Raw genomic sequence first — 20280 nt, forward strand, 5'->3', positions numbered from 1 at the left:
GTGCTGACCCTGACCCCCGGTGACGTGACCTTGTCGCAGCTTGCCAGTGTCTACTGGAACGACAGGCCTGTCGCGCTTGACCCCGTGTGCCGCCCGGATGTGGAGGCCGCCGCGGCCCGGATCGCCACCGCCGCGCAGGGCGAGGAAGCGGTTTATGGCGTCAACACGGGCTTTGGCAAGCTGGCGTCGATGAAGATCGCGCCGGGCGATACCGCGACGCTGCAGCGCAATCTCATCCTGAGCCATTGCTGCGGTGTCGGGGCGCCGGTGCCCGAACGGATGGCGCGCCTGATGATGGCGCTCAAGCTTCTGAGCTTTGGCCGGGGTGCCTCGGGTGTGCGTTGGGACTACATCGAGCTGTTGCAGGCGATGCTGGAACGCGGTGTCACGCCGGTTATCCCGGCACAAGGGTCGGTCGGGGCCTCGGGCGATCTGGCGCCGCTGGCGCATTTGGCGGCAGTGGTCATCGGCGAGGGTGAAGCGACCTATGAGGGCGAAACCCTTTCCGGTGCGGCGGCGCTTGAGCGGGCGGGGCTTGCGCCCATCGCGCTTGGTGCCAAGGAGGGGCTGGCCTTTATCAATGGCACGCAGTTTTCGACCGCTTATGCATTGGCCGGACTTTTCGAGGCGTGGCGTGCGGCGCAGAACGCGCTTGTCATTTCGTCCATGTCCACCGATGCGATCATGGGCTCGACCGCGCCGCTTCAGCCGGAAATCCATAGCCTGCGTGGCCATCGTGGACAGCAGGACGCCGCAACGGCGATGCGCGACATTCTGGAAGGGTCGGTCATTCGCGAAAGCCACCGCGAGGATGATACGCGCGTGCAAGACCCCTATTGCATCCGGTGTCAGCCACAGGTGACGGGTGCCGCGATGGACGTTCTGCGCCAAGCCGCGCAAACCCTTCGGATCGAGGCCAATGCCGCCACCGACAATCCGCTTGTTCTACGTGAGGCCGATCTGATCGTGTCGGGGGGCAATTTTCATGCCGAACCGGTGGGGTTCGCGGCGGATATGATCGCGCTTGCCCTGTCGGAGATCGGAGCGATCGCGCAGCGGCGGATCGCGCTCATGGTCGATCCCACGCTGTCGCATGATCTTCCGCCTTTCCTGACGCCCGAGCCGGGGCTCAATTCGGGCTATATGATCGCCGAGGTGACGACCGCCGCGCTGATGAGCGAGAACAAGCATCTGGCCAACCCGTGTGTGACAGACAGCACGCCGACATCGGCCAATCAGGAGGATCACGTGAGCATGGCCGCCCATGGCGCGCGCCGCCTGATGCGGATGGTGCAGAATCTCAACCGTATTCTTGGGGTGGAGGTGTTGTGCGCGGCGCAAGGCGTGGAGTTCCGGGCGCCGCTCGGCACCAGTGTGCCGCTGGTGCGTGTGCTGCGCCGACTGCGCGAGACCGTGCCGACGCTTGAGCAGGATCGCTATCTTGCGCCCGATCTTGAAACCGCCGCACGGCTTGTGTCGGGGGCCGAGCTTATCTCGGCTTGCGATGTGACGTTGCCCGACCTTGATGCCTGATTCGAGATTTTGAGGAGTAAAACCATGACAAACCCCCGCAAGAACACCCGCGATGTCTATCCCCCGACCGGAACGGAGATTACCGCGAAAAGCTGGCAGACCGAAGCCGCGATGCGGATGCTGATGAACAACCTGCACCCGGACGTGGCCGAAAACCCGCATGAGCTTGTCGTCTATGGCGGTATCGGACGGGCCGCGCGGACATGGGAGGATTTCGACAGGATCGTCGCAGGCCTGAAGGATCTCGAGGCAGATGAGACGTTGCTGGTTCAATCGGGCAAGCCCATCGCCATCGTGCGCACCCACGCGGATGCGCCGCGCGTTCTGATTGCCAACTCGAACCTCGTGCCGCATTGGGCGACGTGGGATCATTTCAACGAACTCGATAAGAAGGGCCTGATGATGTATGGCCAGATGACCGCCGGGTCATGGATCTACATCGGCACGCAAGGCATCGTGCAGGGCACCTATGAGACCTTCGCCGAAGCAGGGCGCCAGCATTACGACGGGACGCTTTCGGGCCGCTGGATTCTGACCGGGGGTCTTGGCGGTATGGGCGGTGCGCAGCCATTGGCGGCGGTCTTTGCCGGAGCCTGCTGTCTGGCGGTCGAGTGCAATCCCGACAGCATAGATTTCCGCCTGCGCACCGGGTATCTGGACGAGAAGGCCGAGACGCTGGACGAGGCGATGGCCATGATCGAGCGGTGGACCAAGGCGGGCGAGGCGAAATCGGTGGGCCTCTTGGGCAATGCCGCCGACATCTTTGCAGAGATCCATGCGCGCGGCATCCGCCCCGATATCGTGACCGACCAGACAAGCGCGCATGATCCGGTGAACGGATATCTGCCACAGGGCTGGAGCATGGGCGAGTGGCGCGAGAAGCGCGAGAGCGACCCCAAGGCGGTCGAGAAGGCCGCGCGTGCCAGCATGCGGGTCCATGTCAAGGCGATGGTCGATTTCTGGAACGACGGGGTTCCGACGCTGGATTACGGCAACAACATCCGGCAAGTCGCTAAAGAGGAGGGGCTTGAGAACGCATTTGCCTTCCCCGGCTTCGTGCCTGCCTATATCCGGCCCCTGTTCTGCAAGGGGATTGGGCCGTTCCGCTGGTGTGCGCTGTCGGGCGACCCGGAGGATATCTACAAGACGGACGCCAAGATGAAGGAGCTATTCCCCGAGAATGCGCATCTTCATCAGTGGCTTGATATGGCGCGGGAGCGTATTTCCTTTCAGGGGCTTCCGGCGCGCATCTGCTGGATCGGGTTGGGAGATCGTCATCGCGCGGGTTTGGCCTTCAACGAGATGGTGGCCAATGGCGAACTCAAGGCGCCGGTTGTGATCGGACGCGACCACCTTGACAGTGGCTCGGTCGCGAGCCCCAACCGCGAGACCGAAGCGATGAAAGATGGCTCGGACGCGGTGAGTGACTGGCCGCTGCTCAATGCGCTGATGAACACCGCGAGCGGCGCGACATGGGTGAGCCTGCATCATGGTGGCGGCGTTGGCATGGGCTTTTCGCAGCATGCGGGGGTGGTGATCTGTGCCGATGGCACGCCCGAGGCGGCGAAGCGGCTTGAGCGGGTGCTTTGGAACGATCCGGCCAGCGGTGTCTGGCGGCATGCCGATGCGGGGTATGAAAGCGCCATAGACTGCGCGCGCGAGCATGGTCTGCGGTTGCCGGGTATCCTTGGCAACTGAGGCGAATCAGGTTCGGATCGTCGTGCCGGTGTCACCCATCGCCTGACGGGCATGGGTGGCGATGGCGGTATCCTGCACCCCCGTGCCTGTGAGGTCGCAGATCGTGACCGCATCGTCGGAGGTGCGGCCAGTGGCCGTGCCGGCGATGATCTGACCCAGTTCAGGCGGGGTTCCGTTGGTCCAGAGGCCGGCAGCCAGCGCCGCCTCAAGCTCGCCCGAGGTTTCGCACTGGCTGACCCGGTCACAGACATAGAGGTCGGCGTTGAGCAAAGCGCGCGGGGCGATTTCGTTCTTGCCCTCCTGATCCGAGCCCATGGCGGTGATGTGCAGACCGGGATGCAGCCATTCGGCCTTGATCACCGGGGTGCGCGAGGGCGTCGTGGTCACGACAAGCTGGGATTGGGCCACAAGCGCGGCGGGATCGGTGGCGACCTCGGCGGTGATGCCAAGCGTTTCGGCAAGATCGCGCGCGCAGGTGGCGGCGCGCTCGGGATCGCGGCCATGCACGAGCACACGGGTGAAGGGCCGCACCAGATGCGCGGCCTCGATCTGAATCCGGGCCTGAACGCCGGTGCCGATGACGCCCGCCGTTTCAACGGTTGAGGGCGCGAGGTGCCGCGCGGCGACCGCCCCGGCGGCGGCGGTGCGGATATCGGTGAGATAGCCGTTGTCGAGAAACACGGCCTCGACCAGTCCGGTCTTGGCCGAGAAGAGGATCATCAGGCCATTGAGGCTGGCCAGTCCGAGCGTGGGGTTGTCGAAGAAGCCCGGACTGACCTTGATCGCGAAGCCGTCGAAGCCCGGGATGTAGGCGGTTTTCACGTCCACCTCGGCATTGATGTCGGGCATGTCCATGCTGAGGATCGGGGGCATGATCACGTCGCCGGTGGCCAGCGCGGCAAAGGCACGTTCGATCACGTCCACGGCGGTCAGATCAAGGCCGATGGCCGCGCGAAGCTGAGATTCGGTCACGATGCGGATGTCATGGCTCATTGCGTTTTCCTTCTAGGTCGGCGACCAGTTGGCGGGCCATCGTATCGGCGGATTGGAGTATGTCCGGGTGCGCGGTCAGGTCGCCGGGAGCGCGCACGCCACAGGCGCGGATCACCTCGCGCCGGGCAAATCCCAGCTTGTCCAATGCGGGCCCGTAGTGATCTAGAAGATCGCCGTATCGTTCGGGCCCTTCGCCCTGTGCCTGCACTAGCACCAAGGCCTTGTTTCGGCCCAGAACCGATGGTTCGGGGTTGGTCACGTAGTCGGGCTTGAAAAAACAGAAGAACCGATCGAACGCCTGTTTCAAAAGACCGGTCATGTTGCAGAAATAGATCGGCGTGGACATGACCAGAAGATCGGCAGTTTTGATGGCCGCCAGAGCCGGAGCGAGATCATCGTCGGGGCCATAGGGCGTGGCGGCTTGAGGTGTTGTATACCCCTGAAACTGCATATCGCGCAGCGCGAAGGTTTCGATCTGCGCGCCAGCCTGTGCCGCGGCGCCGCAAAACCGTTCAGCCAGCATATCGCTGTTGCCGCCCGCCCTTGGGCTGCCCAAAAGACAGACGACCCGTATCACGTCAGCCCCGCATAGGGCTTGCCCGGCAAGGTCGCATCGCCCAGTTGCACGGATTGCCCGGTGACGATGCGGGTGAAGATTTCCATATCCAGATTGCGGCCCGTCACGATGGTGGCCGTAGGACCGGTTAGGGTGACCTTGCCGTTCAGCACAGCAGCGAGGCCCACGACGCAGGCGCCCTCGGCCACGATGCGGTCCTCATAATAGAGCACCTGCATGGCGTGATAAATCTCATCCTCGGTCACCAGCACGATGTCATCGAGGAGGTCACGGCAGATCGGGAAGCTGAGCTTGTTTTGCAGTCCGATGCCGCCACCAAGGGAGTCGGCCAGTGAGGGCAGTTCAGGCACCTCGACCGGTTTGCCTGCCTTTATGCTTTCATACATTGCCGCGCCACGGTCCATGGTGATGCCGACGACCCGGATGCGCGGATTGATGGCTTTGGCGGCGACGGCGACGCCCGCCGCAAGCCCGCCGCCCGAAAGCGGGACGAGAAGGGTGTGCAGGTCCGGGCGGGCTTCGCAAATCTCGAGCCCGATCGTGCCTTGGCCCGCGATGACATGCGGGTCGTCGAAGGGGGAGATTTCGGCCAGCCCCTCGGCTTTGACAAGGCGTTCGCTTTCGGCTTGGGCGTCGTCCTGGCTTGTGCCGCAGATGCGCACTTCGGCGCCGAGCGCCTTGATTCCGTCGATCTTGGTCTGGGGCACGAGGTTTGACATGCAGATCACGCCGCGCATCCCGCGCCGCGCGGCTGCATAGGCCACGCCGCGACCGTGATTTCCGGTCGAGCAGCAGGTGACGCCGGTCACGCCCTCGGGCAGACGCATCACCGCGTTGAGCGCGCCGCGCAGTTTAAACGCGCCGATGGGCTGCATGTTCTCAAGTTTGAGGAGGAAATCGTGACCGCAAAAGCGGGTCATATGGGGCGAGGGCACAAGCGGCGTGTTGTCGGCCACGCCTGCAATCGTGCGCCGGGCCGCAAAAATATCGGAAAGCGCAAGGGTCATTGGTGTAGGTTTGCCAATCGAGCGCGTCTGTCAAGGGCGCGCCCCGGATCAGGGGGCGGTTCCCGCCGTGCGCCGGGTCACATGAAGGCGACGCAGGAACGCAAGCACGAAGACCGCGGTGAGGATCAGCACGATGGTCGCGGCGGGTGCGCTATCGAGAAAGAAGCTTGCGTAAACCCCGGCGAGCATGGAGAGGGTGCAGACAATGACAGCGACGACAAGCATTTGCCCGAAGCTTCGCACCAGCAGGAATGCAATCGCCCCCGGCGTCACCAGAAGCGCCACTGCGAGGATGAGGCCCGTTGCCGACAGCGTTGCCACGATGGCGAGCGAGAGCGCCGAAAGCAGCGCATAATGCAAGAAGGTCGTAGGCAGGCCGCTTGCCTGTGCCTGAGCAGGATCGAAGGCGTGCAGGAGAAGGTCTTTCCATTTCAGCAGAAGAAAAGCCGTCACCCCGAGCGAGATGAGCCCCGCCGTCCAGAGATCCTGTGGCCCGACACCCAGCATGTTGCCGAAAAGCACATGGTCGAGATGTTCGTTGGTTGAAATCGACGTGTAAAGAATGAGGCCCACGGCGAACATCCCCGAAAAGACCACCCCCATGACCGTGTCCTGTTTGACGCGGCTGTTATGCGAGAGATAGCCGGTTAGAAGTGCACAGGTCATGCCTGCGCCGAATGCGCCGATGATAAGCGGTATGCCGGTCATCCACGCCAGCACGACACCGGGCAGGATCGCATGGCTTACCGCATCGCCCATGAGCGCCCAGCCTTTCATCACCATGTAGCACGACAGCAGTGCTGTGGGCGGGGCCACCAGAAGCGCGATCAGGAACGCGTTCTGCATGAAGGGAAACTGAAAGGGCAGGAGGAGGGTGTCGAGGATCATGGGCGCATCCCCTCCGGCCCCTCACGGAGCGCGCGCGCCGCCTTGGCCCGTGCGGCGAAAAGCCCGTGCTTGGGCGCAAAGAAGAAGGCGACAAGGAAGATGATCGTTTGAAAGGTGACGATGATCGCCCCTGTCGCGCCATCGAGAAAAAAGCTGAGATAGGCGCCCGTGAAGCTTGTCACCGTGCCGATCAGGACCGAGGTCACGATAAGGCGCGGAAACCGGTCGCAGAGCAGGTAGGCGGTGGCCCCGGGTGTCACGACCATCGCGATCACGAGGAACGCCCCGACCGTGATCATTGCCGCCACGATGGCCGCGGACAGAAGCGCGAAGAACATCACGCGCAGCAGATCGGGCCGCAGGCCGATAGAGCGGGCGTGGGTCTCGTCGAAGAAGGTGACCATCAGGTCCTTCCACTTGGCCAGAAGCACGATCAGCGAAACGCATCCGATAAGCGCGAGTTGCAGCGTATCGCCGGGCGTGATGGCAAGGATATTGCCCATGATGATCGTCTGAATCGACACCGAAACCGGGTTCACCGAGATCATGAACAGGCCAAGCCCGAAGAATGAGGTAAAAATGATGCCGATGATCGCGTCGATCTTGAGCCCCGAGCGCCCCGACAGGAAAAGCATCGATCCGGCGGCAAGGCCGCCCGCGATGAAAGCGCCCAAGGCGAACGGCAGGCCCAGCATGTAGGCCCCCGCCACCCCCGGCACGACGGAATGCGATAGCGCGTCCCCGATCAGCGACCAGCCCTTGAGCATCAGGTAGGCCGACAGAAAGGCACAGACCGCGCCCACGAGTGACGACACCCAGATCGCATTGAACATGTAGCTATAGGCGAAGGGTTGCAGAAGGGTGTCGATCATGGGCCGTCGGTCCCATCGCGGGCGTGCTTGTCGTGGTATTGCACGAAAGGGCGTTCGTCATCCGTGATGATGCGCACCTCGCGCGGGTCGTCATCGTCATGAAGCTGATCGCCGCCAAGGGTGAAGTGGCGCAGGACACCGCCGAAGGCCCGTTCGAGATTTTCGCGGGTGAAGACCTCTTCTGTGGGGCCGTAGGCCAGAACGGTCTGCTTGACCAGCACTGTCCGGTCGCAGAATTCCGGCACCGAGCCGAGGTTGTGCGTGGAGACGAGCATCACGCGCCCCTCGTCGCGCAGGTCGCGCAAAAGCGCGACGATCTGCTCTTCGGTCTTCACGTCGACCCCGGTGAAAGGTTCATCAAGCAGGATGACCTGACCATCCTGTGCCAGAGCGCGGGCGAGAAAAACGCGCTTGCGCTGACCGCCCGAAAGCTCTCCGATCTGGCGGTGGCGGAACTCGGTCATGTTGACCCGGTTCAGCGCCTTGTCGACCGCCTCACGGTCGGCGCGGGAGGCCCGACGCAAGAAGCCCATATGGCCATAGCGGCCCATCATCACCACATCCTCGACAAGGACGGGAAAGGCCCAGTCCACCTCTTCGGACTGGGGCACATAAGCCACGAGGTTGCGGCGCAGCGCATCGCGCACGCTGTATCCCATCAGGGAGATACGGCCTCGGGCGGCGGGCACGAATCCCATGATCGCCTTGAAAAGCGTGGATTTTCCCGCGCCGTTCACTCCGACAAGCGCGGTGATCGTGCCGCGCGGGATCTCAAAACTGGCATCATAGAGCGCGGTGTGCCCGTTGCGATAGGTCACGGTCACGCCGCGTGCGGCAAGTCCGCTACAGTCTGTCTGATCGTGATCGGGCATCGACCTTCCTTTCAGGGCTGTGCGAGCGCGGTCACTCGGTTTGGCCGGTCAGGCCGTTGGCAACCGTTTCGGACGTCACGCGCAGCAAATCGAGATATGTCGGCACCGGACCATCCGCCGTGGTCAGGCTATCCACGTATAGGACGCCGCCATAAGTTGCGCCGGTTTCGCGGGCGACCTGTTTGGCGGGCGCGGTGTTGACCGTGCTTTCGCAAAACACCACTGGAATATCCCTTTCGCGGACGCCGTCGATGACGGCCCGGACCTGTTGGGGCGTGCCGACCTGATCGGCGTTCATCGGCCAGAGATAGAGCTCTTTCATACCAAAGTCCCGTGCGAGATAGCTAAAGGCGCCTTCGCAGGTGACGAGCCAGCGTTGATCTTCGGGAACCTGCTGCACGCGGTCGCGCAGGGGGGCGATCGTCTCGCGGATGCGTGCCTTGTAGGCGGTCGCGTTGGCGGCATAGGTCTCGGCATTCTCGGGGTCGTGCTCGGTCAGGGCCGCGGCGATGTTGTCCACGTAGATCAGCGCATTGTCGAGGCCCATCCACGCGTGCGGATTGGGCTGCCCTTCGTAGGAGCCGGACGCGATGGAAATGGGGTCGATCCCCGTGGTGAGCGTGGCGGATGGGAGATCACCGAGATTGGCAACGAACTGTTCGAACCAAAGCTCGAGGTTCATCCCGTTCCACAGGATCAGATCGGCGCCAGAGGCGCGCACGATGTCCTGTGGGGTCGGTTCATAGCCGTGGATTTCCGCGCCGGGCTTGGTGATCGACACAACTTCTGCCGCGTCCCCGGCCACGTTGCTCGCCATGTCGGCGAGGACCGTGAAGGTTGTGACGACTTTCATCGGCGCCGTGTCTTCGGCGGCCAAGGCGGTATGCCCGGTTGTGATCAGGCACGCCAGACTGAGGCACAAGGATTTTGCGAGTCCTGTCATGAGATACTCCTGTCGTTTGATCGGGACAGTATGCAAATGCGAGGCGGTTGCAAGTAGAGAATCGCAAAAAGCCGGGTTCGTTCCGGCTAACGTGGAACACACCGGACCGTTCCGCTGAAGGCGGGTGTTTGGAGTATATTTTCAGGATTTCAGTGGTGAGCCGTGCAGGGATCGAACCTGCGACCCACTGATTAAAAGTCAGTTGCTCTACCAACTGAGCTAACGGCCCACTAGGGCGCTGTCTAGAAAGACCGGGGCGGGGGGTCAAGCCCGAAATTCACGGTTTTTCATGCGAACGCTGGATTCGTCCGAAGCGGGGGTTTATATGCGCACGCATGGACAACGAGAGTGAAAACGGGCTGCCTTTCATGAAGATGCACGGGCTGGGAAACGACTTTGTCGTTTTCGATGGTCGTGTGCGCGATATCAAGGTGACGCCGGCCTTGGCGCAGGCCGTTGCGGACCGGCATCGCGGCATCGGTTACGACCAACTCGCCCTGATTGAAAACGGGCCGGGGGATGCGCATCTGAGTTTCTGGAACGCGGATGGGTCGGTGGCGCAGGCCTGTGGGAATGCGACACGCTGTATTGCCCGCTATCTGTTGGATGAGAGCGGCAAGGATCGGTTGCATCTGACAACGGTGCGCGGTGATCTTTTCGCGGTTGACGCGGGGCAGGGGCGCACCTCGGTCAACATGGGCGTGCCGATGACCGAATGGCGCGACATTCCGTTGGCCGAAGCCATGGACACCCTTGAGCTTCCGATCGAGGGCGCACCCACGGCGACCAGCATGGGCAACCCGCATTGCACCTTCTTTGTCGAGGATGCAGAGGCGGTGGCACTGGACAGGTTTGGACCGCGATACGAGCATCATCCGCTATTTCCTGAACGGACCAATGTTCAGGTGGCAAGCGTCATCGCCCCCGATCATCTTCGAATGCGCGTCTGGGAGCGGGGCGTGGGTGTAACGCTGGCCTCGGGGTCGTCTTCTTGTGCTACGGCCGTCTCGGCGGCGCGGCGCGGCCTGACCGGGCGCAAGATGCGAATCGATCTGGACGGTGGCAGTCTTGAGATCGACTGGCGCGACGACGGTGTCTGGATGACCGGTGACACGATGCATGTGGCCGAAGGGGTGTTCCGTCCGCAATTCCTGAGGTCTCTGACATGACAGCGCCGAGGTTCACGACGCTCGGGTGCCGTCTCAACGCTTATGAGACCGAGGCGATGAAGGAGATGAGCCGCGAGGCGGGGCTTGAAAACGCGGTCATCGTCAACACCTGCGCCGTCACGTCCGAGGCTGTGCGCAAAGCGCGGCAGGAGATTCGCCGACTGCGGCGTGAGAACCCGGAGGCACGGGTCATCGTGACAGGCTGTGCGGCACAGACCGAGCCCGATACGTTTGCCGCGATGGACGAGGTGGACTCGGTGATCGGCAATACCGAGAAAATGCAGCGCGACACATGGGCCGGGCTTGCCACCGATTTCGTGGGCGAAACGGAAAAAGTGTGCGTGGACGACATCATGTCGGTGACCGAGACGGCGGGGCATCTTATCGACGGGTTCGGCACGCGCAGCCGCGCCTATGTTCAGGTGCAGAACGGCTGTGATCACAGATGCACCTTCTGTATCATTCCCTATGGGCGCGGCAATTCGCGCAGCGTGGCGGCGGGTGTCGTCGTGGATCAGATCAAGAGGCTGGTGGCGCGCGGATATAACGAGGTGGTGCTGACCGGGGTGGACCTGACCTCGTGGGGGGCGGACCTTCCGTCCCAGCCGAAGCTGGGCGATCTCGTCATGCGCATTCTCAAGCTGGTTCCCGATCTGCCGCGCCTCAGGATCAGTTCGATCGATTCGATCGAGGTGGATGAAAACCTGATGCAGGCCATCGCCACCGAACCGCGCCTGATGCCGCATCTGCATCTGAGCTTGCAGCATGGCGATGATCTTATCCTCAAGCGCATGAAGCGGCGTCATTTGCGCGACGACGCGATCCGGTTTGTCGAAGATGCATCTCGCTTGCGCCCGGAGATGACGTTCGGGGCCGACATCATCGCGGGTTTCCCCACCGAGACCGAAGCGCAGTTCGACAATTCCCTCAAGCTTGTCGAAGAGTGCGATCTGACATGGCTTCATGTCTTTCCCTACAGCCCCCGTCCCGGCACACCCGCCGCGCGGATGCCGCAAGTCGATGGCAGGGCGATCAAGGCCCGCGCCGCGCGCCTGCGAGACGCCGGAGCGCGGCGCGTGTCACGGCATCTGGAGGCTCAGGTGGGGCGTGCGCACAGGGTTTTGATGGAGAACCCCCATATGGGACGCACCGAGCAGTTTACCGAGGTGGCTTTTGACGCGCCACAGACCGAAGGTGAGATTGTGGACGTGACCATCGCGGGCCGGACCGGAGACCGCCTTGTCGCCTGAGGTGGCGCGCCCGGTGCTCTGGTCCTTTCGGCGGTGCCCCTATGCGATGCGGGCGCGTCTGGCGCTCGCCTCGGCGGGACAGCCGGTCACGCTTCGAGAGGTCGTCCTGCGCGAGAAGCCGGCGGCCTTTCTGGCCGCGTCGCCATCTGCCACGGTGCCATGTCTGGAGACGGACGAAGGGGTCATCGACGAGAGCCTTGATATCATGCTCTGGGCGCTGGACCGGGGCGACCCCGAAGGATGGCGCGACATGCCGCGTGACGGCTTCGATCTTATCGCGCGCTGCGATGGTCCGTTCAAGGCGTCACTCGACCGTTACAAATACGCGACCCGCCACCCGGAAAGCGACCCGTTGGCCGAGCGGGCGCGGGGTGCGGCCTTTCTGGGTGAGCTTGACGCGCGGCTGGTGGGGCGGGCGTGGCTGTTTGGTGGCTCTGCCCGGCTTGCAGATATGGCGATCCTGCCTTTTGTGAGGCAGTTCGCGCATGTCGATCCCGCATGGTTCGAGTCGCAGCCATGGCCTGATCTGCTGAACTGGCTGACTGCGTTCAAGGCGTCTGACCGGTTTCGGCAGATCATGCCGAAATATCCCCGGTGGCAGGACGGCGATGCGCCGGTGAGGTTTCCCTGACGGCTTGCCATTTCAGGATTTCGGGCTGACTGTCGCGCCGAACCGTTTAGGACGACCGGCCATGCATCCCAACCCCGCATTCAGAACCGAACCACGCGAGCAAAACATCGCGTTCGTCCGCGAGCAGGGGTTCGGTATGCTGGCCGTGGCAACGGAGGATGCGCCGCTTGTCTCTCATGTGCCGTTCCTGCTGAGCGAGGATGGAGGCTTGGCCGAACTGCATCTTGTGCGGTCAAATCCCATTGTAGGGCTGCTCAAGCAAGGACCCTGCGCTGTGCGGCTCGCCGTGCAGGGACCGCAAGGATATATCTCGCCCGATTGGTACGGGGTCGAGGATCAGGTGCCGACATGGAATTATGTTGCCGTGCATCTGGTGGGAGAGCTGTCGCTTGGCGCGATGGAGGGCCTGCGAGATTTGCTTGACCGGCAATCGGCGCTGTTCGAAGAGCGTCTCTTGCCCAAACCGCCTTGGACGACTGCAAAGATGTCGCCCGAGGTGATGGACCGGATGATGCGTCAGATCGTGCCCTGTGCCATCAGGGTGGACGAGATCGATGGAACGTGGAAGCTTGGTCAGAACAAGCCTGCTCCGGCGCGTCAAGGCGCGGCGGACCAGCTGGACGCGTCCGGATTGGGACAGGAGCCACGTCTTCTTGCGGCGCTGATGCGGGGGGTCTGATGAAGGTACCGGACCACCGGACCCGGCAGCCCCGGCGCGGCGCAAAGCATGTCTGGGGTTAGGCCGTGTTATTGGGTGTCCTGACCCGAAGGACCCGGCAAGTTGAATCAAACCCGCCGCATGATCGCTTCGGCCGGGCATGTTGGATCATTGTGCGATGGCGTGCTTGAATCGGGTGTCATATGTTAGGGGGTGAACACCAATGCGGTGGGGGAAATCTGTGTTTCAGGTTCTTCTCGAAACGCTTTGGTGTTTTTGACTGTGAACCCGGAAGGAACAAACCTCATGAAACTGATTTCGGCGGATGCCTCGCCTTTTGCGCGTAAAGTGCGTGTTCTGTTGTTGGAAGCGGGTCTCGCCGATCAGGTCGAGGTCGTATCCGTGACCACGACCCCGTTCGCCACCGACCCGCAGGTCGCGTCGGCCAATCCGCTGGGTAAGCTACCGGCGCTGCTGCGCAATGAGGGGCCGGCACTTTATGACAGCCGGGTGATCACGCGCTATCTTGACGATATGGCCGGGGCCGGGCTTTATCCCTCAGCGCGGCTTTGGGAGGTTCTGACGCTCGAGGCGACGGCGGATGCGGTGATGGAGGCGGCGCTTCTCATGGTTTACGAGCATCGGGTGCGGCCGGTCGAAAAGGTATCGGACGACTGGATCGAGGCGCAATGGGCCAAGGCCGCCCGTGCGCTCGACGCGATCGAGGCGCGCTGGATGAGCCACCTCTCGGGGCCGCTCGATATGGGGCAGATCGCTGTGGGCTGTGCGCTGAGCTATCTCGACTTCCGTCTTGGCGATCGTGACTGGAGGGCGGGGCACCGCGCGCTTGCCGAGTGGCACGAGACCTTTGCCGCACGCGAGAGCATGGCCGCAACAGTGCCGGAGTGATGCCAAAGAAAAACGCCCGGCTTTGGGGCCGGGCGTTCGCGATGCCGGGGGGCAGGCTTCGGTTCAGAAGCTGTAGCTGATCCCGATATTCACGGCGTGGGTTACCAATGTGGTGTCGAGTTTGCCCGCGGTCTGACCGGGGACGGCCGGATCGGCGTCGATCGTGATGTCATTGTCAGACCATGTTGCCTGATATTCGCCGAAAAGCGACCACTTGTCGTTGAGGGCGTATTTCATGCCCGCGATGCCGCGCGCCGCGAAGCCGGTGGTCTCATAGTCGAACGTGCGATTGGTGGCGCCTATCACCTGAGCGTCCACATGCGGGATGGCGATCCCGAGGCCCGCGCCCACATAAGGCGTGAAGCGGGAATTGGCGAACGCGTCGGGAAACCGTTTCATGATGTTTGCGGTGATGATGTTGTGCCCGTCCGACAGCTCGAACCGCGATAGCCCGAGCGCCGCGAGATCCGCGTTCGAGGCGTAGGCCTTGGCGTGGGTGCCTTCGATCCCGAACCCGATGTTGTTCTGGGTCCACCATGTTACGCGGCCACCATAATAGAACGGGGTGTCGAGAGAATTGCCTTCCCAGTCGATATTGCGGCTGAAGGGCGCACCTCCGGGGAGCGTGCCGGACCCGGTGCTGTCCTGAACGCCCTGCAAGCCCATATAGAAGCTGAGTTCAAACTCGGCGGCGGCGGGGGTTGCCATGACGAAGAGCGCGGCGATGGCGACCTTGAGGGATTTGAACATGGAATTGTGCCTTTACAGTAACTCGTGCCTTGTGGCCTGCTTACACCGCGCGCCACGGCCTCACAAGCGCGACAGATGCGCGCCCCCTTCAATTCCGCGTCATTGCGCACTGGACGGGCCACAAAAGCGCCGCTAAACACGGGGCCCAAAGGTCGCGGGATTCCGCGACCCGTGGATGTTTGAGGCCCCAAGAGGCCATAATAATGGAGTAAACCTCGTGTCCCACGCAGACGATCACGAAGGCACCCGGAGGGACTTCCTCTATTACGCAACCGCAGGCGCTGGCGTTGTGGCCACGGGCGCCGCCGTATGGCCGCTGGTCAACCAGATGAATCCATCGGCGGACGTTCAGGCCCTCAGCTCGATTCGCGTGGATGTGGGCGGTATCTCGGAAGGCACGCAACTTACCGTGAAATGGTTGGGTAAGCCTGTGTTCATCCGTCGCCGCACCCAAGCCGAGATCGAAGAGGCCATGTCGGTGGATGTGTCTTCACTTCCCGATCCGGAGGCCCGCAACGAGAATATTTCCGCCGGTGCGCCGGCCACCGACGCCAATCGCAGCCTGCTGCCGCCGGAAACCGAGGGCGCCACGAGCGAATGGCTCGTGATGATGGGGGTTTGCACCCACCTTGGTTGTGTGCCGCTTGGCGATGCCGGGGATTTCGGCGGCTGGTTTTGCCCGTGCCATGGGTCGCACTATGATACGGCAGGACGCATACGCAAAGGCCCTGCGCCGACGAACCTTCCGGTTCCCGTCGCGGAATTCGTCGACGCAACAACGATCAAACTCGGATAAGGGAGCGCGCAGATGGCCGGAATTCCGCACGATCATTACGAACCGAACAGCCGCGGCGAGAAGTGGCTCTACAAGCGCCTGCCGATCATGGGGCTGCTTTACGACACCTTGATGATCCCGACGCCCAAGAACCTCAACTGGATGTGGATCTGGGGGATCGTCCTGACCTTCTGCCTTGTGTTGCAGATTATTACGGGCATCGTTCTGGTGATGCACTACACGCCGCATGTCGATATGGCGTTCGCCTCGATCGAGCACATCATGCGCAACGTAAATGGCGGTCACTTCATCCGCTACCTGCACATGAACGGCGCGTCGCTCTTCTTCTTTGCCGTCTATCTGCATATCTTCCGTGGTCTCTATTACGGCTCGTACAAGGCCCCGCGCGAGATTACGTGGATCATCGGCATGCTGATCTATCTGATGATGATGGGCACGGCCTTCATGGGTTACGTTCTTCCTTGGGGTCAGATGTCGTTCTGGGGCGCCACGGTGATCACCGGTCTTTTCGGTGCGATTCCCCTTATCGGCGAGCCGATCCAGACCTGGCTTCTGGGGGGTCCGGCGGTGGACAACGCCACGCTGAACCGCTTCTTCTCGCTGCATTACCTGCTGCCCTTCGTGATCGCGGCATTGGTGGCCGTCCATATCTGGGCCTTCCATACCACGGGCAACAACAACCCCACGGGTGTTGAGGTGCGGCGCGGATCGAAAGCCGAGGCCGAGAAAGATACCTTGCCGTTCTGGCCCTATTTCGTGATGAAGGATCTGTTCGCGCTGGGGGTCATTCTGGTGGTGTTCTTTGCCATCGTGGGCTTTATGCCGAACTATCTTGGCCATCCGGACAACTACATCGAGGCCAACCCGCTCTCGACACCTGCGCATATCGTGCCGGAATGGTATTTCCTGCCCTTCTACGCGATCCTTCGCGCCTTCACATCGGACGTGTGGGTGGTGATGTTCGCGGGCTGGATCACCGGTGGCATCATCGACGCCAAGTTCTTTGGCGTGCTGGCCATGTTCGGTGCGATCATCGTGATGGCGCTGGCACCCTGGCTTGATACGTCGAGTGTGCGGTCGGGTCGCTACCGTCCGATGTTCAAGTGGTGGTTCTGGCTTCTGGTGGTGGATTTCATCGTTCTGATGTGGGCGGGCGCAATGCCGGCCGAGCCTCCATATTCCACGATCTCGTTGATCGGGGCGACCTACTGGTTCGCGTATTTCCTGGTCATCCTGCCGCTTCTTGGCGTCATCGAGAAACCTCTGGCACAGCCCGAGACCATCGAGGAAGACTTCAAGGCCCATTACGACGCCAAGACCGGTGGCACGCACACCGTCGTCACCAACCCCGCAGAATAAGAAAGGATCAGGAACAATGTTGAAGACACTTGGCATTGCCGCCCTGTCGGCCCTGACCCTGTCGACCGGCGCTGCACTGGCCGCCGGAGCCGAAGGGCACGTCCATGACGTGGACTTCTCGTTCGAGGGGCCATTCGGCAAATTCGACCAGAACCAGCTTCAGCGCGGCCTCAAGGTCTATACCGAGGTCTGTGCCGCCTGCCACGGCCTGCAGTATGTGCCGATCCGCACCCTCGCGGATGAGGGTGGGCCGGGCTTTTCACCCGATCAGGTGCGGGCCTATGCGCAGAACTTCGAGATTTTCGACCCCGAGATTGACGATTATCGTGCAACGAAACCAGCCGACCGGTTTCCGGGCTCGAACCTTGAAAATGCGCCGGACCTTAGCCTGATGGCCAAGGCCCGCGCGGGGTTCCACGGACCTTACGGCACGGGCATGGCGCAGCTCTTCAAGGGAATGGGCGGGCCGGAATATATCGTGTCGCTGCTCACCGGATATACCGGCGAGACCAAGGAAGAGGCCGGCGTGATCCTGTATGAGAACACCGCGTTTCCCGGCGGCTGGATTGCCATGGCCCCGCCGCTCGAGGATGGGCTTGTCGAGTTTGATGACGGGCACGACAATTCGGTCCATCACATGTCCGAGGATGTCGCCGCCTTCCTGATGTGGACCGCGGAGCCGAAGATGATGGCACGCAAGCAAGCCGGGCTTACCGGTGTGATTCTGCTGATCGTGTTGTCGGTGCTGCTTTACCTCACCAACAAGCGGCTTTGGGCCCCGATCAAGAAGAAGGTCAAAAAGGAGTCCTGAGGGCTCCTTGACCATGATGCATTGACCCCCGCCCGAGCGATCAGGCGGGGGTTTTTCATTGCATCGCGCCACCGGGCCGGATGCGGTCTTTCCCCCCTGCGCCTAATCCGGTAAACGGCGTGGGACCCCCGAACGCAGTTGTGGAAGACAAGATATGAAATTCACCCTGTCCTGGCTCAAGGAACATCTGGAAACCGACGCCAGCGTCGACGAGATCGCCTATGCGCTTACCGATCTTGGCCTTGAGGTCGAGGAGGTGATCAACCCGGCCGAGCGGCTGAAGGACTTTACCATCGGCAAGGTGACACGCGCCGAAAAACACCCCGACGCTGACCGGCTCAGGGTGTGTCAGGTCGCGACCGACGAGGGCACAACCCAGATCATTTGCGGTGCGCCCAATGCGCGCGAGGGGATCACCGTCGTGATCGCCAAGCCCGGCGTTTATGTGCCCGGCATCGACACGACCATCGGCGTGGGCAAGATCCGCGGTATCGAAAGCCACGGCATGATGTGCTCGGAGCGCGAGATGGAGTTGAGCGAAGAGCATGATGGCATCATCGAACTGCCTTCGGGCGAGGTGGGTGAGCGTTTTGTCGATTGGCTGTCGGCGCATGACCCCGACAAGGTTGACCCGGTGATCGACATTGCAATCACACCGAACCGCCCCGATGCATGCGGCGTTCGGGGGGTCGCGCTTGATCTGGCGGCGCGTGGGCTGGGCCGGATGAAGCCCGCGCCCGATGCCCATGTCGAGGGTGAGTTTCCCAGCCCCATCAAGGTCAGCATCGACGAGGACACGCGCGCCGAAGGCTGTGAGGTGTTCGCGGGCCGTGTGATCAGGAATGTGAAGAACGGCCCAAGCCCCGATTGGCTTCAGCGGCGGTTGCGGGCGATCGGACTACGCCCGATTTCGGCGCTGGTGGACGTGACTAACTTTTTCACCTTCGATCGCAACCGCCCGCTGCATGTGTTCGATGCGGACAAGGTGACGGGTGATCTTCGCATTCATCGGGCAGAGGGCGGTGAGGCCTTTGTCGGTCTGGATGAGAAGGACTACAAGATCGGCGCGGGTCAGGTCGTGATTTCGGACGATGCGGGAGTCGAGAGCGTCGGCGGCATCATGGGTGGGCTTGCCACCGGATGCACCGAAGACACGACGAATGTGTTTCTTGAAGCCGCGGTATGGGACCGTGTTCAAATCGCCGCGACCGGACGCGCGCTCAAGATCAACTCGGACGCGCGGTATCGCAATGAGCGCGGTATTGATCCGGCCTTCAACATGGAGGCTTTGCAGCTTGCCACCCGGATGATCATGGAGCTTTGCGGCGGCGAGCCTTCGGAGATTGTCGTGGCCGGCAAGGTGCCTGATACAAGCCGTGCCTACAAGCTTGATCCGGCGCGGGTTCGGTCGCTCGTTGGGATGGATATCCCCGAGGCGGAACAACGGCAAACCCTGACTGCGCTTGGTTTCCGGCTTGAGGGGAACATGGCCCATGTGCCAACTTGGCGCCCCGATGTTCAGGGCGAGGCCGACCTTGTCGAGGAGGTGGCGCGCGTGGCGTCGCTGACCAAGCTCGAAGGCAGGCCGATGGCGCGTATGGATGCCGGCCTGCCAAAGCCGATCCTGTCACCCATGCAGCGCCGCGAACAGGCGGCGCGCCGGTTGACTGCGGCGCTTGGATATAATGAATGCGTCACCTACAGCTTTATTGATCGCGCATCGGCGCGGATGTTCGGCGGGGGGGACGATGCGACAATGCTGGCAAACCCGATCAGCGCCGACATGAGCCACATGCGTCCGGCGCTTCTTCCCGGTCTGTTGCAGGCCGCGGCGCGCAATCAGGCGCGTGGGCATATGGATATGGCGCTTTTCGAGGTGGGTCACGCATTCGAGGGCGGTGAGCCGGGAGAACAGCATTTGCAGATCAGCGGTATCCTTGTGGGGCGCACCGGCCCCAAGGACTCGCATGGAAGCTCGCGTTCTGTTGATGTCTATGACGCCAAGGCGGATGCCGAGGCGATCCTGGAGGCGATGGGCGCACCGGCCAAGGTTCAGATATTGCGCGGTGCCGATGACTGGTGGCATCCCGGACGTCACGGCAAGATATGCCTTGGCCCCAAGAAGGTTCTGGGCGTTTTCGGTGAGTTGCATCCGAAGATTCTCAACGCGATGGAGGTGAAAGGGCCGGTGATGGGCTTCACCCTCTGGCCTGCGGAAATTCCGCTACCCCGAAAGGCTTCGGCGAGCCGTGGTGCGCTTACGTTGCGCGATTTGCAGGCGGTCGAGCGTGACTTCGCCTTTGTCGTGGATGCGGAGATCGAGGCGCTGACTCTGGTCAACGCGGCATCCGGGGCCGACAAGGCGTTGATCGACGAGGTTCGCGTCTTTGACGAGTTCATCGGTGGCAGCCTTGGAGAAGGCAAGAAAAGTCTTGCCATCACCGTGCGCATGCAGCCCACCGAGAAGACGCTCACCGATGCCGATATCGAGGCCGCAAGCGCCAAGATCGTCGAGAAAGTGACCAAGGCCACGGGCGGCACGCTACGCGGCTAAGGCCGGGGCC

The 20280-nt window shown here is 62.3% G+C and carries 19 protein-coding genes and 1 tRNA gene; 11 read left to right on the plus strand and 9 right to left on the minus strand.

Features of this window, described 5'->3' with window-relative positions; all coding sequences use genetic code 11:
* Together hutH and hutU are read left to right on the plus strand one after the other, a co-directional pair.
* Positions 1-1533: a histidine ammonia-lyase gene (gene hutH, locus V8359_RS10510; protein WP_442970361.1), complete on the plus strand. Its 1533-nt coding sequence runs from the start codon at positions 1-3 to the stop codon at positions 1531-1533.
* Positions 1534-1557: 24 nt separating this feature from the next.
* Entirely contained in the window at positions 1558-3231 is a 1674-nt protein-coding gene (gene hutU / locus V8359_RS10515; RefSeq protein WP_336428794.1) for a urocanate hydratase, read from the plus strand.
* A gap of 6 nt (positions 3232-3237) precedes the next feature.
* Here the strand turns inward: hutU and V8359_RS10520 are convergent, their stop codons facing one another.
* From V8359_RS10520 to V8359_RS10555, 8 genes are all read right to left on the minus strand, one after another.
* On the minus strand, positions 3238-4224 hold the full coding sequence (locus V8359_RS10520; RefSeq protein WP_336428796.1) for a cyclodeaminase: 987 nt from the start codon (positions 4222-4224) through the stop codon (positions 3238-3240).
* Positions 4214-4801: a flavodoxin family protein gene (locus tag V8359_RS10525; RefSeq protein WP_336428797.1), complete on the minus strand. Its 588-nt coding sequence runs from the start codon at positions 4799-4801 to the stop codon at positions 4214-4216. Before V8359_RS10525 ends, V8359_RS10520 begins: the two co-directional genes overlap by 11 nt.
* The gene (gene eutB, locus V8359_RS10530; protein ID WP_336428798.1) at positions 4798-5808 is read right to left on the minus strand and encodes a hydroxyectoine utilization dehydratase EutB; all 1011 of its coding nucleotides are present in this window, start codon (positions 5806-5808) and stop codon (positions 4798-4800) included. Before eutB ends, V8359_RS10525 begins: the two co-directional genes overlap by 4 nt.
* Before the next feature lie 48 nt (positions 5809-5856).
* The gene (locus V8359_RS10535; RefSeq protein ID WP_336429043.1) at positions 5857-6693 is read right to left on the minus strand and encodes a metal ABC transporter permease; all 837 of its coding nucleotides are present in this window, start codon (positions 6691-6693) and stop codon (positions 5857-5859) included.
* Positions 6693-7568 (minus strand): metal ABC transporter permease, encoded by an 876-nt coding sequence (locus V8359_RS10540; RefSeq protein WP_336428800.1) that lies wholly within the window; start codon positions 7566-7568, stop codon positions 6693-6695. The genes V8359_RS10535 and V8359_RS10540 overlap by 1 nt, the downstream gene beginning before the upstream one ends.
* On the minus strand, positions 7565-8440 hold the full coding sequence (locus V8359_RS10545) for a manganese/iron ABC transporter ATP-binding protein (protein ID WP_336428802.1): 876 nt from the start codon (positions 8438-8440) through the stop codon (positions 7565-7567). Before V8359_RS10545 ends, V8359_RS10540 begins: the two co-directional genes overlap by 4 nt.
* A gap of 31 nt (positions 8441-8471) precedes the next feature.
* A complete protein-coding gene (locus tag V8359_RS10550) occupies positions 8472-9383 on the minus strand; it encodes a metal ABC transporter substrate-binding protein (RefSeq protein WP_442970357.1) in 912 nt (303 codons plus the stop codon).
* 153 nt (positions 9384-9536) lie between these two features.
* Positions 9537-9612: transfer RNA gene (locus V8359_RS10555), tRNA-Lys, on the minus strand.
* A 106-nt stretch (positions 9613-9718) separates the two neighbouring features.
* Between V8359_RS10555 and dapF the strand changes: the two genes are divergently transcribed.
* The 5 genes from dapF (at position 9719) to V8359_RS10580 (ending at position 14000) form a co-directional block, all read left to right on the plus strand.
* Positions 9719-10552 carry a diaminopimelate epimerase gene (gene dapF / locus V8359_RS10560; protein WP_336428803.1) on the plus strand — a complete coding sequence of 278 codons (834 nt, stop codon included), beginning with the start codon at positions 9719-9721 and terminating at the stop codon, positions 10550-10552.
* Positions 10549-11802 carry a tRNA (N(6)-L-threonylcarbamoyladenosine(37)-C(2))-methylthiotransferase MtaB gene (gene mtaB / locus V8359_RS10565; RefSeq protein ID WP_336428804.1) on the plus strand — a complete coding sequence of 418 codons (1254 nt, stop codon included), beginning with the start codon at positions 10549-10551 and terminating at the stop codon, positions 11800-11802. The genes dapF and mtaB overlap by 4 nt, the downstream gene beginning before the upstream one ends.
* Positions 11792-12433, plus strand: coding sequence for a glutathione S-transferase (locus V8359_RS10570; RefSeq protein ID WP_336428806.1), 642 nt, complete (start codon positions 11792-11794; stop codon positions 12431-12433). Before mtaB ends, V8359_RS10570 begins: the two co-directional genes overlap by 11 nt.
* A gap of 61 nt (positions 12434-12494) precedes the next feature.
* Positions 12495-13112 (plus strand): FMN-binding negative transcriptional regulator, encoded by a 618-nt coding sequence (locus tag V8359_RS10575; RefSeq protein WP_336428807.1) that lies wholly within the window; start codon positions 12495-12497, stop codon positions 13110-13112.
* Positions 13113-13397: 285 nt separating this feature from the next.
* Positions 13398-14000: a glutathione S-transferase gene (locus tag V8359_RS10580; RefSeq protein ID WP_336428808.1), complete on the plus strand. Its 603-nt coding sequence runs from the start codon at positions 13398-13400 to the stop codon at positions 13998-14000.
* A 63-nt stretch (positions 14001-14063) separates the two neighbouring features.
* Here V8359_RS10580 and V8359_RS10585 read toward each other — a convergent pair whose 3' ends face one another.
* The gene (locus V8359_RS10585) at positions 14064-14750 is read right to left on the minus strand and encodes an outer membrane protein (RefSeq protein ID WP_336428809.1); all 687 of its coding nucleotides are present in this window, start codon (positions 14748-14750) and stop codon (positions 14064-14066) included.
* A gap of 217 nt (positions 14751-14967) precedes the next feature.
* Between V8359_RS10585 and petA the strand changes: the two genes are divergently transcribed.
* The 4 genes from petA (at position 14968) to pheT (ending at position 20270) form a co-directional block, all read left to right on the plus strand.
* Positions 14968-15546, plus strand: a complete 579-nt coding sequence (gene petA, locus V8359_RS10590; protein WP_336428810.1) for a ubiquinol-cytochrome c reductase iron-sulfur subunit — start codon at positions 14968-14970, stop codon at positions 15544-15546.
* A 12-nt stretch (positions 15547-15558) separates the two neighbouring features.
* Positions 15559-16905: a cytochrome b gene (gene petB, locus V8359_RS10595; RefSeq protein WP_336428812.1), complete on the plus strand. Its 1347-nt coding sequence runs from the start codon at positions 15559-15561 to the stop codon at positions 16903-16905.
* Between the two features lie 16 nt (positions 16906-16921).
* The gene (locus V8359_RS10600; RefSeq protein WP_336428813.1) at positions 16922-17716 is read left to right on the plus strand and encodes a cytochrome c1; all 795 of its coding nucleotides are present in this window, start codon (positions 16922-16924) and stop codon (positions 17714-17716) included.
* 154 nt (positions 17717-17870) lie between these two features.
* Complete coding sequence (pheT, locus tag V8359_RS10605; protein ID WP_336428814.1) at positions 17871-20270, plus strand: phenylalanine--tRNA ligase subunit beta; 2400 nt, start codon at positions 17871-17873, stop codon at positions 20268-20270.
* The last annotated feature ends 10 nt before the right edge of the window (positions 20271-20280 follow it).

Source organism: Roseovarius sp. E0-M6 (genome assembly GCF_037083845.1).
GTDB lineage: Bacteria > Pseudomonadota > Alphaproteobacteria > Rhodobacterales > Rhodobacteraceae > Roseovarius.